The sequence below is a fragment of the Neisseria canis genome, assembly GCF_900636765.1.
Classification (GTDB): Bacteria; Pseudomonadota; Gammaproteobacteria; order Burkholderiales; family Neisseriaceae; genus Neisseria; species Neisseria canis.
On the sequence record NZ_LR134313.1, the window covers coordinates 1,406,771 to 1,421,808 of the forward strand.

Here is a 15,038-nt window from a genome sequence, read left to right on the forward strand (position 1 = left end):
ACTATTGAAATACATCTTCATAACCCAATATCGCATTTATCCAACAAATTAAGCTATCAAACAAGGAGCTCTAGAAATATGAGATTCGATAAATTAACCGCAAAATTCCAACAAGCTCTGGCCGATGCCCAGAGCTTGGCTTTGGCTGCCGACAACAGCTATCTCGAAGCAGGCCATGTATTGAAAGCCTTGCTCGACGATGCCGAAGGCGGCACCGCGGCTCTGCTTTCACACGCCGGTGTAAACGTACCGCAAGTAAAACAACAACTTACCCAAACCTTAAACAGCTTACCCAAAGTATCCGGCACAGGCGGCGAAATCCTGCCCAGCCGCGAATTGCAGGCCGTTTTAAACCTGATGGACAAAGCCGCCGTCAAGCGCGGCGATGCCTATATCGCCAGCGAACTGTTCCCGCTTGCTTTGGTACAGCAAAACGACAACACCGGCCGTATCCTGAAAAATGCCGGAGCCACCGAACAAAACATCAACGCCGCCATTGACGCGGTACGAGGAGGAGCCTCTGTGGATAACCCCAACGCGGAAGACCAACGCGAGGCCCTGAAAAAATACACCACCGACTTAACCCAGCGTGCCCGCGAAGGCAAACTCGACCCCGTGATCGGACGTGATGACGAAATCCGCCGCGCCATCCAAGTCTTGCAACGCCGCACCAAAAACAACCCCGTGTTAATCGGCGAACCCGGCGTGGGTAAAACCGCCATTGTGGAAGGCTTGGCGCAACGTATCGTGGACGGCGAAGTGCCCGATTCCCTACGCAACAAACGCCTGCTGGTGCTTGATTTGGCCGCATTGATTGCCGGTGCCAAATACCGCGGCGAGTTTGAAGAACGCCTGAAGGCCGTCTTAAACGATTTGGCTAAAGACGACGGCAACACTTTGATTTTCATTGATGAAATCCACACGCTTGTCGGCGCGGGCAAGGCAGATGGCGCAATGGATGCAGGCAATATGCTCAAACCCGCTTTGGCACGCGGCGAGTTGCACTGTATCGGTGCCACCACTTTGGACGAATACCGCCAATACATCGAAAAAGATGCCGCGCTGGAGCGCCGCTTCCAAAAAGTATTGGTGGGCGAGCCGAGCGTGGAAGACACCATCGCCATTCTGCGCGGCTTGCAGGAGCGTTACGAAATCCACCACGGCATCGACATCACCGACCCGGCCATCGTTGCCGCCGCAGAGTTGAGCAACCGCTACATTACCGACCGTTTCCTGCCCGATAAAGCCATTGACTTGATTGACGAAGCCGCCAGCCGCATCAAAATGGAATTGGATTCCAAACCCGAGCAGATGGACAAACTCGACCGCCGCATCATCCAACTCAAAATGGAAAAAATGCACGTTGAGAAAGAAAGCGACGATGCCAGCAAAAAACGCTTGGAACTGATCGACGAAGAAATTACCGGCCTGCAAAAAGAATACGCCGATTTGGACGAAATCTGGAAAGCCGAAAAAGCCGCTTCCGCCGGCACTGCCGACATCAAAAAACAAATCGACGACATCAAAGTCAAAATCGAGCAGGCCAAACGCCAAGGCGATTTTGCCCGCGCCTCGGAACTCGAATACGGCGAACTGCCCAAACTTGCGCGCCAACTGGAATCGCTGGAAAGCAATCCCGAAGAAAAACAGGCCAACAAACTTTTCCGCACCAAAGTGGGCGCGGACGAAGTGGCCGAAATCGTATCGCGCATGACCGGCATTCCCGTGAGCAAAATGATGGAAGGCGAACGCGAAAAACTGCTGAAAATGGAAGACGTGCTGCATAACCGCGTTGTCGGCCAAAACGAAGCCGTGCGCGCCGTGTCCGATGCCATCCGCCGCTCGCGCTCCGGCTTGGCCGACCCCAACAAACCTTACGGCAGCTTCCTCTTCTTAGGCCCGACCGGTGTCGGCAAAACCGAATTGTGCAAAGCATTGGCGAGCTTCCTGTTTGACAGCGAAGACCATCTAATCCGCATCGATATGTCGGAATACATGGAAAAACACGCCGTTGCCCGCTTAATCGGCGCGCCTCCCGGCTACGTCGGCTACGAAGAAGGCGGCTACCTAACCGAACAAGTCCGCCGCAAACCTTACAGCGTGATCCTGCTCGACGAAGTGGAGAAAGCCCACCCCGACGTGTTCAACATCCTGCTGCAAGTGCTGGACGACGGCCGCTTGACTGACGGCCAAGGCCGCACGGTAGACTTTAAAAACACCGTGATCGTGATGACTTCCAACATCGGCAGCCAGCACATCCAACAAATGGGCGTAGCCGACTACGATGCGGTGAAAGAAGTGGTGATGGAAGACGTGAAAGAACACTTCCGCCCCGAAATGATCAACCGTATCGACGAAGTGGTCGTGTTCCACGGCTTGGATCAGGCCAATATCCGCAGCATCGCCAAAATCCAGCTCAAAGGCTTGGAAAAACGCCTTGCCGCGCAAAACCTGCATCTCGAAGTCGACGATGCCGCGCTGGACATCATCGCCAAAGCAGGCTTCGACCCCGTGTACGGCGCACGCCCGCTCAAACGCGCCATCCAAGCGGAAATCGAAAACCCGCTGGCACTGGCTCTGCTCGAAGGCAAATATAAGCCTGAAAGCGCGATTCATGTGAAAGTGGATGGAGAGCAATTGGTGTTCTCGTGATGCTGTTGGAAATGCCTGCCTGAAATTTTTCAGACAGGCATTTTATTTGGGTATTTTCTTTATACTCGGGTTTGTGTGAGTGTCTTATTGTCATTAATTAAGTGTTGTAACCAGAGAATCAACCGCTATTCAGTTCGTCTAACTTTTCCACCTCACGATATTCCAGATCCTGCACGCCAGCGAAATATTTTTCAGCATACTCGATTTTCAAACGTTCAGAGTAACGCAGTTGGTCTTTATCCACGCCCGCTTGTATACCTTTAGCTGTGCCTTTGGTTTCTGCAACGAAAAACGCTTGTTTCCCGGTTTCGGCAACTACCGCCCAGTCGGGATTGTAGTTGCCTAAAGGCGTGGGAATCTTGAACCATTTGGGCAGTTTGAAATAGAAAGGGATTTTGCCTAAGGTATCGTCGTCGTAGTTTTCGCAATCGCGGGCGAAATTTTGTTCGACGGCGGAATCGAGCGGGATATAGTTTTCGCTGATGGTTTTCTCTTGCCTGCCGACTTCAAACGTGTATCCGTTTTCATAAAACTCGGTACCGTTGGCTTCCATATCGCGCCATTTTTCCATAAGGCTTTGGCGGTAGCGTTCGTCTTCGCTGATGTCGTAGCGTATGCCTTTTACCATCAGGTTTTGCAGAGCAACGTTGATTTTGTCGGCGGCAAGGTCGATAAAACGTTGCGGATTGCCCGGTAGGTCGGGCAGGCGGTCGGAGTGCACGAGGATTTCATACACGGTGCGCCGCGTCAGCCCCGTTTTTTTCTGAATGGCACCCAATACGTCGGGAATTGCCCATTCCGCTTCCACAGTCAAGCTGCGGCCGGCGGTTTCTTCTGCCCAAACACCGTCGGTTTGCGATTGCCTGATTCGGGCTTTGTGCATTTGGATTTTCGGTTTTTGGATTTCAGGCATACGGCGCACGGTTTCGGCGGCGGATTCAATCAGTGCGGCCGTGTCGAAATTCACGCGGTAGCGCGGTTTGCGGCTGAGTTTCTGCCAAACGGCCTGAAACGCGGGGTCGAGCGTAAAATCTTTACGGTAGCGCACGGTTTTTTTACGGGCGGCGTTTTTGATATTGTCCGATGCAAACGTGATGCCGCATTCGTCTTGGTATTCCTGTTGCAGTGTGGCGGCAAAATGCTCGTAGCTTTCATTGGGAATAACCGTGAGTACGTTCACTTTTTCATCGCGCACCCGCACGCCGCTTTGGTTGACAGCCAAACGCAGGCCGCGCCCGATTTCTTGGCGCTTTTTAATCGGCGAGTTGCTTTCGTTGAGTGTGCAGATTTGGAACACGTTCGGGTTATCCCAGCCTTCTTTCAGGGCGGAATGCGAAAAGATAAAGCGCAAGGGGCTGTCGAACGAAAGCAGCGTTTCTTTGTCGCGCATAATCAGATGGTAAGTGTCGTTGTCGGCCTGCGTTGTGCCGTTGGTGTTTTTCAGACGGCCTTGTTTGTCTTGTGAAAAATAGCCGTTGTGTACGCCTTCCGGGTTCTCTCCGCCCGAAAGTTTGGTGTAAATCTCTTCAAACCACAAAGCAAACTTGCCTGCTTCACCCGCCGCCGTGCGGTAGTTTTCCACCTTGTCGATAAAAAACAGCGACAGCACCTTGATGCCGTAGGCTTTCAGGCGTTTTTCCTTTTTCAGGTGTTCGGCAACGGTATGGTGAATCTGCATTTTAATGATTTCGTCGCGCATCACCCCGCCGCTGCCGCGCTCGATTGTGCGGCCGTCTGAAAGATCGATTTCCTGAAGGTCGAATTTTATCTCGTTAATCCTAAATCCATCTCGGTAGGCTTCGTTACCGCCCGATATTTCAAACAAATCATCGCCGCTTTTTACGCTCACGGTTTTCTTTTTCGTTTGTTTTTTATCTTGGTAGTGAATTTCTAATTTTGCTTTTGGCTTCTTAGTATTCGGCGGGTAAAAAACTTCCAGTAACTTTATGTATGCACCGTTCACATCGTTTTGCGCCGTAACCGAAAACACTTCGATCTGCTTAACCAGCTTCAGGTTATAAGCCTGCACCGGGTTCAGGCTGTAAATCTTGTGGCGGCTTGCTTTGTGGGTGGCCGAATAACGCAATGTAAACAGCGGGTTGAGCGATTCAATCGCTTTCAGACGGCCTTCCGTTTCCATATTCTGCGGTTCGTCGATAATCACAATCGGACGCGTTTGGCTGATTTGCGTAATGGGCGCATCGCCGCTTTCGTTGACCTGATTGATCACATTCAAGTCTTTTTCAAACGACTGGATATTGATGACCAAAATTTCAATATTGTCGTTAACGGCAAAAGAGCGCAACGCCGACAAACGGCTGCTGCTGTATTCTGCATAATTCATCACGGGCTTGTCGAACAGGTCGGCAAAGTGCGTGCGCGTGCTGCGCAGGGTTTGCAATACCCCCTCGCGGATGGCCACGCTCGGCACCACAATCACGAATTTTGTCCAGCCGTATTGCCGGTTAAGCTCGAAAATCGTGCGCAGGTAAACATAGGTTTTGCCTGTGCCGGTTTCCATTTCCACCGAAAAGTTTAAGCCGTGTTCGCCGATGTCGGTTTCAGACAGGCCTTTTTCTGCCTGTATCGTATTCAGGTTGCGTCCTATACTTTCCCAATCCAAAGCCAACTCATTTGCCACAAAGCGGCCGGCCGAACCGCTTTGCAATTCAAAATCCTGTTTGCGGTTCGGCTCACCTTCAAACAGGCGCAAAACCGCATTGACCGCATCAAGCTGGTAATCCAGTTGTTCAAATTTCAGTTCCATATCGTTTTCTTTTCAAATCATCTGTTGCGCTGTACGGAGCCGGTAGGTCGGATACTTGTATCCGACGATCTGATAGGCAGGTATTGTCGGATTCGAGAATCCGACCTACACACATTCAAAAATAATGCCCGCGTCGCGCATCTGCAAAACAGTATTGCTTTTTAGCGAGTCATTGCCGTCAAACAAACGGTCGAGTGCCACGACTTTGGCGGGATTTTCGGCAATCACAGCATCTATCAAATGCTCGTCGGCACAGGTAAGCAGCAGGGCGGTGCGTTTGCCCGTGTCTTCGTCTTCCACCCAATACACGCCGTCCGAAATATGCAACGGGCAGGTGAGTTTCAAACCCAAGCGCAGCATCAGTTCGTAAGCCATATTCAGTGGTTCGGCATGTTCGGCAACAGGATCGATAAACATGGCCAGTTGCGCCTCGAGGCCGTCTGAACCGTTTTCAGACGGCCTCCACGGTTTGAAATGGCTTTCGGCCAGTTTGAATACCTTAAAGCCGGTATCAACGGTTTTTTCGGGATGTTGTTCGCGGATTTGCCTGCCCGCACGGCGGATGCGTTCTTTGGCGATGTCGGCGATGGTGTCGAAACCGGCTTTGCGCGCTTCGGATTTTTCGTCGGTTTCTTCGGGCAGTTGCACGCAGATATAGCGGCGGTTGCCGCCGTCTTCGGCGTTAAGCTGCATTACGGCATGGGCGGTGGTGCCGGAGCCGGAGAAGAAGTCTAGGATTAGGTCGTTAGGGTTTGAGCCGATTTGGAACATTTGTTTTAATAACGTCGTCGGCTTCGGTGTGTCGAATGGTGCTTTTGAATTAAAAAGATTTTGTAATTCTTTGTTTGCTGCATCATTGTGCCCAACTTCTTCAAATGGCCACCATGTTGTAGGAACTCGGCCTTGTTGTACTTCGTTTAAATATCGCTTTAATTGGGGTGCGCCCTGACCGTCTTTGCCAAAGAAAATACGATTTTCCTGTAGCCATATTTGCATAGTTGCTTTACTTGCCCGCCAAGAACTTCCTTGTGGAGGAAAATATTCAATACCAGTATTGGGATTTCTTATGGGATAGACAGCGGACTCTGAAAATGATTTAACCAGCAAATTATCACTCCTCCACAAGCCCCTTCCGTCATTGTCATCATTTTTATAAGGCTTGTTTTGTGTTTCTGTTCTGGGTAACAAATTCCTTTCAAAACGGAGACTTTTTTGGTAAACCAAAATATAGTCATGAAGAGTTGAAAACCCTTTTGCATCATTTGTTGCAGCATATTTTTTCTGCCAAATTACATTCCCCAAAAAATTCTCCGCCCCAAACACTTCATCGCACAGCAGCTTCAATTGCGCTTGTTCGTTATCGTCAATCGAGATAAAAATCACACCGTCGTCGCGCAGCAGGGTTTTGGCCAGATGCAGGCGCGGCAGTATCATGGAGAGCCAGTTGCTGTGGTAATGGCCGCTTTCTTTGCTGTTTTTGCGCCAAGCGCCTTGGAATACGCCGTCGCGTTTCAGGTAGCCTTTGTCGTCTTTGTCGCCGACGCGGCGGGCGTATTCTTCTCGGGTTTCGCTGAATTTGTCTGGATAGATAAAGGAATCGCTGCCGGTGTTGTAAGGCGGGTCGATATAGATCATCTTCACGCTGCCGGCATAGGCTTTTTGCAGGATTTTTAGTGCTTCGAGGTTTTCGGCTTCGATAAATAGATTATTCGTGCCGTCGAAATCCACCGATTCGGCTTGGCAGGGAATCAGTGTGTTGGATGTGGGTGCTTGCAGCGTGCGGTAGGCTTCGCTTTTGCCTGCCCAGTTGAGCTGGTAGCGTTCGTTGTGATGGGCGAGGTTCTCTTCGCCGAGAATAAGTTTGAGTTTTTCCCAGTCGATTTGGTCTTCGCAAAAGGCTTCGGGAAAGAGGGATTTTAGTTTTAATATGTTGATTTTATTGTAATTTTCGTTTATAATTTGGTTGCTGGTTGCTGGTTGCTGGTTGCTGGTTGCTGGTTGCTGGTTGCTGGTTGCTGGTTGCCATAATATCGCTCTTTGAATCAATAATGGGCGTAATCATATCAGTTTGTTGGTTTTTTTATAATGCCTGTCTGAAACTTGTTTTTCAGACAGGCATTATTTGTTTAGAATGGTTTTGCTTTTCGGACAAGTGAAATGTGATTAAAAGAGAGGAAACGATATGCAACAACGACCATTAGGCCGCAGTGGTATCCGGGTGAGTAAAATCTGTTTGGGTACGATGACTTGGGGCGAGCAGAATACTGAGGCCGAGGCGCATGAGCAGCTGGATTATGCGCTGGCAAACGGTGTGAATTTTATCGATACGGCGGAGATGTATCCCGTGCCGCCGCGTAAGGAAACGTATACGCGCACGGAGCAGTTTATCGGTAATTGGATTAAGGCGCGCGGCCGGCGTGATGATTTTGTGTTGGCGAGTAAGATTGCGGGGCCGACGAGGGCGAACGGTTTGGAGCGCTATATCCGCGGCGGCAATGATTTTTCGCGCGCACAGATTTTTGAGGCGTGTGATGCCAGTTTGAAAAGGTTGAACACGGATTATCTGGATGTGTATCAGCTGCATTGGCCGGAGCGGAAGACGAATTTTTTCGGCCGTTTGGGTGTGCAGGCAATCGGGGAGGAGGAGCGGTTTACGCCGTTTGACGAGATTGTGGATGTGCTGGGCGAGCTGGTGAAGCAGGGCAAAATCCGGGCTTATGGTGTGTCGAATGAAACGCCGTGGGGCACGATGCGGTTTTTAAACGAACATGAGCGTAATCCGGCTTTGCCGCGTGTGGCTTCGGTGCAGAATCCTTATAATCTGCTGAACCGCAGTTATGAAGTGGGCATGAGCGAGGTTTCGTTGCGCGAGGATGTGCCGCTTTTGGCTTATTCGCCGATGGCGTTTGGCGTGTTAAGCGGCAAATACCGCCACGGTGCGATGCCGGAAAACAGCCGGCTGGCTTTGTTTCAGCGTTTTCAGCGTTATACGAAGCCGCAGGGTTTTGCGGCGGTGGAGCGTTATGCCAAGATTGCGGACGATGCGGGTATGAGCCTGGCGGTGATGTCGCTGGCGTTTGTGACGCAGCAGGCTTTTGTGGCGAGCAATATTATCGGTGCGACGACGATGGCGCAGTTGCGCGAGAATATCGGCAGCGCGGATGTGGTGCTTTCTGGCGATGTGTTGGATGCGATTAATGCGGTGCACGCGGAAATCAGTAATCCTTGCCCTTAGCGGGATGCCTGTCTGAAACGCTTATAGTTAATCAACTTAACTTTTACTACGGCGTTGCTGCGCCTTGCCGTACTATTTGTACTGTCTGCGGCTTGCTGCCTTGTATTAAAAATGTGTTGATTAACTATATTTGCCATAAGCGTTTCAGACAGGCATATTTATTTTGCTTTTTCAATCAGGTAATCCACCAGCGGCGGCACGCCTTCGGCAGCTTTTTTCGGTACGATTTCGATATGCGCGCCGGATGCTTGGGGATTCGGGTCAATCAGATAAATATCGGCATGCGGAGGGGCGTAGTGCAGCAGCGAGGCGGCGGGGTAAACTTGCAGCGAAGTGCCGATAATCAACACGACGTCTGCTTCGTGCATCATGGCCACGGCTTTGGGAAACAGCGGCACGTCTTCGCCGAACCAAACGATATGCGGGCGCAGCGGGTGGCCTTTGCTGTTGGTGTCGGAAAGGGTTTGGTCGCCTGTCCATTCGATGATGTCGGTTTCGTCTAAGGTGCTGTGCAGTTTGCTGAGTTCGCCGTGCAGATGCAGCACATGGCTGCTGCCTGCGCGCTCGTGCAGGTTGTCGACATTTTGCGTGATGATCTGTACTTGATAATGCTGCTCCAGCTCGGCCAGTGCAAAATGGGCAGCGTTGGGCGCGGCTTGTTCGGCCTGTTTGCGCCGCTGGTTGTAAAAATCGAGTACCAGCTGCGGGTTGCGTGCGAATGCTTCGGGGGTGCACACTTCTTCCACGCGGTAGCCTTCCCACAAGCCGCCTGCGTCGCGGAATGTTTTCAGGCCGCTGTCGGCGCTGATGCCGGCGCCGGTTAGGATAATGCATTTTTTCATGATGGTTTGCCGTTTGGAATAAACAGGGTTCACTATATCAAACAATGCCTGTCTGAAAAACCTTCCGGCAGGCGGGAAAAAAGAGCGCGGAGTGCGGATTCTGCTATATTTGCTGCGGGTAAACTGATTGCTTTAGCAACAAGGGGTTAAGTAATGAGTGTGAACAAAGTTTGGTTTTATATCGCGCTGCTCAGCATCATTGTGGCCGGTGTGTGGCTCTCGGCGCCCGATGAGGCGGCGCAGCAGCGGATGAAGGAAGCAGTGGCGCAAAAGAAAGCGGCGCAAAAGCAGAAACGGCAAGCGGTATCGGCGGTGCAGGAAGAGGGCGGCAAATGAAGTGGCTGAAACGGATTGCGGCGATTTTGGCGGCAGCGGCTCTGGCATTGGCCGCCCTATGGTTTTGGCTGCCGCAGGATGCGGGTTTGAAACCGCGCCAGAAAATGCTGCTTGGGCAGAAGCCTTTGCCTGAACACGCGGTGGTGGCGCGTTTGGTGGTGCGCAAAGGCGCGCGTGAAATGGACGCTTATGATGAGGCGGGAAGGCTTTTGAAAACCTATCCCGTATCGCTCGGTTTTAACCCGAAAGGGCACAAGCAGTTTGAAGGCGACGGCAAAACGCCTGAAGGCAGCTATATCATTAATGATAGAAACCCAAACAGCGGCTACCACAAAAATCTCGGGGTGTCTTATCCGAACGGGCGGGACAAAGCGTTTGCCGAATCGCAAGGCAAAAGCCCGGGCGGCGACATCAAAATCCACGGCCTGCCCAACGGCTCGGGCGGCATCGGCGCTCGGCATTTGCTGCGCGACTGGACAAACGGCTGCATCGCCGTTACCGATGACGAAGTGGATGAGCTTTACCAGCATGTAAAATACAGGGCCGCAATAGACATCCTGCCTTAACCGGCCGAGTGTCGGAACAAGCTTGATGCCTGTCTGAAAAAGCGTTCAGACAGGCATCGTGTTACAATCACAGCCCCGCAATCCAGAGAAAATCATGCGCAAACCCAACCCGAAAATCATTTTTTTCGACATAGACGACACGCTCTATATCACACATGAGCACCGCGTTGCCGAGAGCACGCGCTCAGCTTTAAAAGCACTTAACCGCAAAGGCATCATCACCGCCATCGCCACCGGCCGCGCGCCCTGCCTGCTGCCCGAAGTGATTCGGGAACTGATTGAAGAAACCGGCATCGACATGTTGGTGAGCATCAACGGGCAATATGTGCGGCACCGGGGCAAAACTTTGGCCGAATTCCCTTTGCAACAGGCCAGCGTGCGTGAAATCACCGCTTTTCTAAACCGCGCCGACATTGCCTACGGGCTGGTGTCTGCCGAGCAATTCAGCGTATCACGCGAAACAGAAGCCCTGCTCGCAGCCGCCGGTTCGCTCAAGCTGCCCTACCGGATTGCTCCGGATGCCTATCTGCATGATCCGGTTTACCAGATTATCGGTTTTTACGACGAAGCCGCCGGAGAGTCGCTTAACGGCAATCTGCCGGCAGGCATCAAAACCGTGCGCTGGCATCCTTACGGTGTGGATTTGCTTGACGAGGGCGGTTCCAAGGCGCGCGGTATCCAAGCCGCGTTGGACAAACTCGGCCTGACGATGGCGGATGCGATGGCTTTCGGCGACGGGCCGAACGATATTGAAATGGTGAAAGCCGTAGGCTTCGGTGTGGTTATGGGCAACGGCCACCCTGATACAAAAGCCGTGGCCGATTTTGTGTGCCCGCCCGTAACGGAAGACGGCGTATACCGCGGTTTGCTCAGTTTGGGTTTGATTGAAGAAATGCCTGTCTGAAATATTTCAGACAGGCATTTCTTCATTGCCCGGGTTGGTAAACGATTTGATCTTAAGTTAATCAATTTAAAAAAATAATACGCTCGCTATCCTCGGGCTTGAACCGAGTATCTCCTAAAGTTAGCGGAGCTCAGATACTCGGGTTGAGCCCGAGTATGACGGAAATGCTACTAAAATTAAGTGTTTTAACTATACCTGTACTGTCTTCGGCTTGCCGCCTTGTATTAAAAATATGTTGGTTAACTATAGGAGATATTCGGTTCAAGCCAGGATATGACGCGCACTCTTTTTCAGTTCGCCAATTATTCCATTAACTGGTTTTGCTTTAAAGGAGCGTTTACCAAGCTACCGGCCGGAGTTGAAATTGATTTGATAAAGCTTGCGAAACAATGCCTGTCTGAAAAAGGCTTCACAGTCTTTTCAGACAGGCATTTCGGTTTATCGCGTGTTAACCGTAACGGCGCTGGAACTCGGTCATAAAGTCGATCAAAGCCGCCACGCCTTCGAGCGGCATGGCATTGTAGATGCTGGCGCGCATCCCCCCCACGCTTTTGTAGCCGCTCAGAAATTCCAAGCCCCGGAAAGATGCTTCGAGGGCAAAGCGTTTATCCAAATCGGCATTGCCGGTCGAAAACACCACATTCATTTTCGAGCGCGCATCCGGGTGAATATTATTGGTGTAGAAACCGCCGCTGTTATCGATGGCGGAGTAAAGGGTTTCGGCTTTCAAATCATTTAAAGCCTCCATCTTTTTCAGGCCGCCTTGTGTTTGCAGCCAGCGGAATGTCAAACCGGCAATGTAGATCGGATAAGTGGCGGGCGTGTTATACATGCCCTGTTTGTTGATATGGGTTTTGTAGTTCCACACATTGGGCACACGGTCGGAGCAACGTTCCAATAAATCTTCGCGGATGATCACCACTGTTACGCCCGCCGGGCCGATGTTTTTTTGCGCACCCGCGTAAATCACGCCGAAATCGGCCACATTGATTTTGCGCGAAAGAATCTCGCTCGACATGTCGCACACCAAAGGCGGCATTCCTTCGGGCAGCGTGGGCATGGTGCGGTATTGCAGGCCGTTGGCGGTTTCATTGCTCACAAAGTGCACAAAAGCCGAGCCGGCATCAATATCCCATTCTCCAACGCCCGGTAAAGCCGTGTAGCCGGACGGCTTGCCGTCTGCCGCCAGATGAATGTCTACATCAGAAAGTTTGCCCATTTGGGAATGGGCGGTAGCCGACCAATTACCCGTTACCACCGAATCCACGCGCTTGAAGCCATTGGCAAAGTTCATGACTACCATATTGAATTGCGCATTGGCGCCGCCTTGCAGAAACAGTACTTTATAGTTGTCGGGAATCGCAAGCAGCCCGCGCAAATCCTGTTCCGCATGATGCAGGATGCTCATAAACATGTCGGAACGGTGGCTCATCGTCATCACCGACATGCCTGTGCCGTTATAATCCAGCATCTCGTGCTGGGCAGTGCGCAAAACGGCTTCGGGCAGCGTGCCGGGGCCGGAAGAGAAATTGTAGACTGGGTGGTTGGTCATAATGAAAACCTTATCTTGTTGGTATTTATAATAAAATTTAAAAATCGAGCTGCTAATTCTAGCCCCGGCCCATGCTTTTCGCAAGGGTAACGGCAGGCCTGTCTGAAAGTCGGAAAAGCGATTGAAACAAACACTTTTCTTTTATGAATAAAAGGTTTATAATTCGCAAAATTTTTCAGTTATATGAAGAATGGCCACAGGGCCATTTTTTGTTTTTTACGGAGCGGAATTTGGATATTCAAAGCATTCTTGAAAAAACCCTGCCGGGTTTAGGCTATGAAGTGGTGGACTTCGAGCTGACCGCCCAAGGCACTTTGCGCGTATTTATCGATAAAGAAGGCGGTATCACCGTGGAAGACTGCGCAACCGTGAGCAATCATTTGAGCCGCGTGTTTATGGTGGAAGATATCGACTATAAAAATCTGGAAATTTCCAGTCCGGGCCTTGACCGCCCGCTGAAAAAAGCGGCCGATTTCGAACGCTTTGCCGGAGAGCAGGCGAAAATCAAAACCCGCCTGCCGGTTGACGGCCAGAAAAACTTTATCGGGCGCATCGAAGGCTGCAAGGATGATACCGTACGCATTTCTTTCGACGGCAAAACCGTCGAACTGGCTCTATCCAATATCGACAATGCCCGTCTGAAACCCGAATTCAAATTTTAAAATCAAATCAATCAGGAGTTTGACCATGAGTCGCGAAATGTTGCAATTGGCCGAAGCACTTGCCAGCGAGAAAAACGTAGATCCGGATGTGGTGTTTGACGCATTGGAGTTTGCGCTGGGTACTGCTGCCAAGAAAAAATCCGAGCGCGAACATATGGATGTGCGCGTAGAAATCAACCGCGATACCGGAGAATATTCAACTTACCGCCGCTGGCTGATCGTGGCGGATGAAGATTACACTTATCCCGATACCGAAAAAACCATTGAAGAAATCCAGGAAGAAATTCCGGGCACAACCATTCAGATCGGCGAATATTACGAAGAAAAACTGCCGAACGAAGCTTTCGGCCGCCAAGCCGCGCAAACAGCCAAACAAATTATTCTGCAACGCATCCGTGATGCGGAACGCGAGAAAATTCTAAATGAATTTTTGGAGCGGAAAGAGGACATCGTGATGGGCACGGTGAAGCGTGTCGAGCGCCACGGTATTATTGTGGAAATCGGCAAACTTGATGCCCTGATTCCGCGCGACCAAATGATTCCGCGCGAAAACTACCGCAACGGCGACCGCATCCGCGCGCTTTTTTTGCGGGTGGACGAACAAGGTTCGCGCAAACAAGTGATTTTGAGCCGAACCTCGCGCGAGTTTCTGGTTAAGCTGTTTGAGCAGGAAGTGCCCGAAATTGCCGACGGTTTGTTGGAAATCAAAGAAGCCGCCCGCGATCCGGGTCAGCGTGCGAAAATCGCAGTGAAATCCAACGACCAACGTATCGACCCGCAAGGCACCTGTATCGGTGTGCGCGGCTCGCGCATCAATGCGGTCAGCAATGAAATCAGCGGCGAGCGCATCGATGTGGTGTTGTGGTCGCCTGAAACTGCGCAATTTGTAATCAACGCGCTTTCTCCGGCTGAAGTAACCCGCATCCTGATTGATGAAGACAAACATGCGGTTGATGTGGTGGTGGCGGAAGACCAATTGGCGCTTGCCATCGGCCGCGGCGGTCAAAACGTGCGTCTTGCCGCCGATTTGACCAACTGGCAGCTGAACATCATGACGGTTCAAGAAGCGGAAGAGCGCCATGCAGCCGAAGATGCCGCCATCCGCAGCCTGTTTGTACAACATCTGAATGTAGATGAAGAAACTGCCGACGCGTTGGTTCAAGAAGGCTTTTCAACTTTGGAAGAAGTGGCCTATGTGCCGGGGGAAGAGTTAGTGGAAATCGGCTTTGATGAAGCCACGGTTGACACTTTGCGCAATCGTGCCCGCGATGCCATCCTCACGCTGGCCATTGCTTCCGAGGAAAAATTGGAAGAAATCGCAGAAGATCTGAAAACGCTGGAAGGTGTGGATCAAGATATGCTGCGTGATTTGGCTCAAGCCGGCATTATCGACCGCGACGGTTTGGCAGAATTGGCTATTGACGAATTAATCGAAATTACCGGCGTCAGCAAAGAAGAAGCTGAAAAAGTGATTATGGCTGCCCGCGCCCACTGGTTCGAAGAAGAAAATAAATGAGAGGTA

11 protein-coding genes are annotated in these 15,038 nt (G+C 51.3%); 7 read left to right on the forward strand and 4 right to left on the reverse strand.

The window, feature by feature from the left end:
• Positions 1-78 precede the first annotated feature (78 nt).
• Entirely contained in the window at positions 79-2,652 is a 2,574-nt protein-coding gene (clpB, locus tag EL143_RS06645) for an ATP-dependent chaperone ClpB (RefSeq protein ID WP_085416430.1), read from the forward strand.
• 118 nt (positions 2,653-2,770) lie between these two features.
• On the opposite strand, the gene EL143_RS06650 is transcribed toward clpB, so the two are convergent.
• Together EL143_RS06650 and EL143_RS06655 are read right to left on the reverse strand one after the other, a co-directional pair.
• Complete coding sequence (locus EL143_RS06650) at positions 2,771-5,419, reverse strand: restriction endonuclease (RefSeq protein ID WP_085416431.1); 2,649 nt, start codon at positions 5,417-5,419, stop codon at positions 2,771-2,773.
• A gap of 105 nt (positions 5,420-5,524) precedes the next feature.
• Positions 5,525-7,147 carry a site-specific DNA-methyltransferase gene (locus EL143_RS06655; protein WP_232001373.1) on the reverse strand — a complete coding sequence of 541 codons (1,623 nt, stop codon included), beginning with the start codon at positions 7,145-7,147 and terminating at the stop codon, positions 5,525-5,527.
• Positions 7,148-7,601: 454 nt separating this feature from the next.
• Here EL143_RS06655 and EL143_RS06660 point away from each other — a divergent pair, with 454 nt between their 5' ends.
• Complete coding sequence (locus EL143_RS06660; protein ID WP_085416432.1) at positions 7,602-8,654, forward strand: NADP(H)-dependent aldo-keto reductase; 1,053 nt, start codon at positions 7,602-7,604, stop codon at positions 8,652-8,654.
• 158 nt (positions 8,655-8,812) lie between these two features.
• Here the strand turns inward: EL143_RS06660 and EL143_RS06665 are convergent, their stop codons facing one another.
• The gene (locus EL143_RS06665) at positions 8,813-9,496 is read right to left on the reverse strand and encodes an SIR2 family NAD-dependent protein deacylase (protein ID WP_085416433.1); all 684 of its coding nucleotides are present in this window, start codon (positions 9,494-9,496) and stop codon (positions 8,813-8,815) included.
• Between the two features lie 153 nt (positions 9,497-9,649).
• Here EL143_RS06665 and EL143_RS06670 point away from each other — a divergent pair, with 153 nt between their 5' ends.
• From EL143_RS06670 to EL143_RS06680, 3 genes are all read left to right on the forward strand, one after another.
• On the forward strand, positions 9,650-9,832 hold the full coding sequence (locus EL143_RS06670; protein ID WP_085416434.1) for an MFS transporter: 183 nt from the start codon (positions 9,650-9,652) through the stop codon (positions 9,830-9,832).
• A complete protein-coding gene (locus tag EL143_RS06675; RefSeq protein ID WP_085416435.1) occupies positions 9,829-10,398 on the forward strand; it encodes a L,D-transpeptidase family protein in 570 nt (189 codons plus the stop codon). The genes EL143_RS06670 and EL143_RS06675 overlap by 4 nt, the downstream gene beginning before the upstream one ends.
• A gap of 94 nt (positions 10,399-10,492) precedes the next feature.
• Positions 10,493-11,302, forward strand: coding sequence for a Cof-type HAD-IIB family hydrolase (locus EL143_RS06680; RefSeq protein ID WP_085416436.1), 810 nt, complete (start codon positions 10,493-10,495; stop codon positions 11,300-11,302).
• 448 nt (positions 11,303-11,750) lie between these two features.
• On the opposite strand, the gene serC is transcribed toward EL143_RS06680, so the two are convergent.
• Complete coding sequence (gene serC, locus EL143_RS06685; protein WP_085416437.1) at positions 11,751-12,854, reverse strand: 3-phosphoserine/phosphohydroxythreonine transaminase; 1,104 nt, start codon at positions 12,852-12,854, stop codon at positions 11,751-11,753.
• 230 nt (positions 12,855-13,084) lie between these two features.
• Here serC and rimP point away from each other — a divergent pair, with 230 nt between their 5' ends.
• Together rimP and nusA are read left to right on the forward strand one after the other, a co-directional pair.
• Positions 13,085-13,516, forward strand: a complete 432-nt coding sequence (gene rimP, locus EL143_RS06690; protein ID WP_085416481.1) for a ribosome maturation factor RimP — start codon at positions 13,085-13,087, stop codon at positions 13,514-13,516.
• A gap of 25 nt (positions 13,517-13,541) precedes the next feature.
• Entirely contained in the window at positions 13,542-15,032 is a 1,491-nt protein-coding gene (gene nusA / locus EL143_RS06695) for a transcription termination factor NusA (RefSeq protein WP_085416438.1), read from the forward strand.
• Positions 15,033-15,038: the final 6 nt, after the last annotated feature.

Bases quoted from the DNA above. Each gene is read 5' to 3' on its own strand.
- clpB (WP_085416430.1), top strand. From the start codon at position 79: ATGAGATTCGATAAATTAACCGCAAAATTCCAACAAGCTCTGGCCGAT.
- EL143_RS06650 (WP_085416431.1), bottom strand. From the start codon at position 5,419: ATGGAACTGAAATTTGAACAACTGGATTACCAGCTTGATGCGGTCAAT.
- EL143_RS06660 (WP_085416432.1), top strand. From the start codon at position 7,602: ATGCAACAACGACCATTAGGCCGCAGTGGTATCCGGGTGAGTAAAATC.
- EL143_RS06665 (WP_085416433.1), bottom strand. From the start codon at position 9,496: ATGAAAAAATGCATTATCCTAACCGGCGCCGGCATCAGCGCCGACAGC.
- EL143_RS06670 (WP_085416434.1), top strand. From the start codon at position 9,650: ATGAGTGTGAACAAAGTTTGGTTTTATATCGCGCTGCTCAGCATCATT.
- EL143_RS06675 (WP_085416435.1), top strand. From the start codon at position 9,829: ATGAAGTGGCTGAAACGGATTGCGGCGATTTTGGCGGCAGCGGCTCTG.
- EL143_RS06680 (WP_085416436.1), top strand. From the start codon at position 10,493: ATGCGCAAACCCAACCCGAAAATCATTTTTTTCGACATAGACGACACG.
- serC (WP_085416437.1), bottom strand. From the start codon at position 12,854: ATGACCAACCACCCAGTCTACAATTTCTCTTCCGGCCCCGGCACGCTG.
- nusA (WP_085416438.1), top strand. From the start codon at position 13,542: ATGAGTCGCGAAATGTTGCAATTGGCCGAAGCACTTGCCAGCGAGAAA.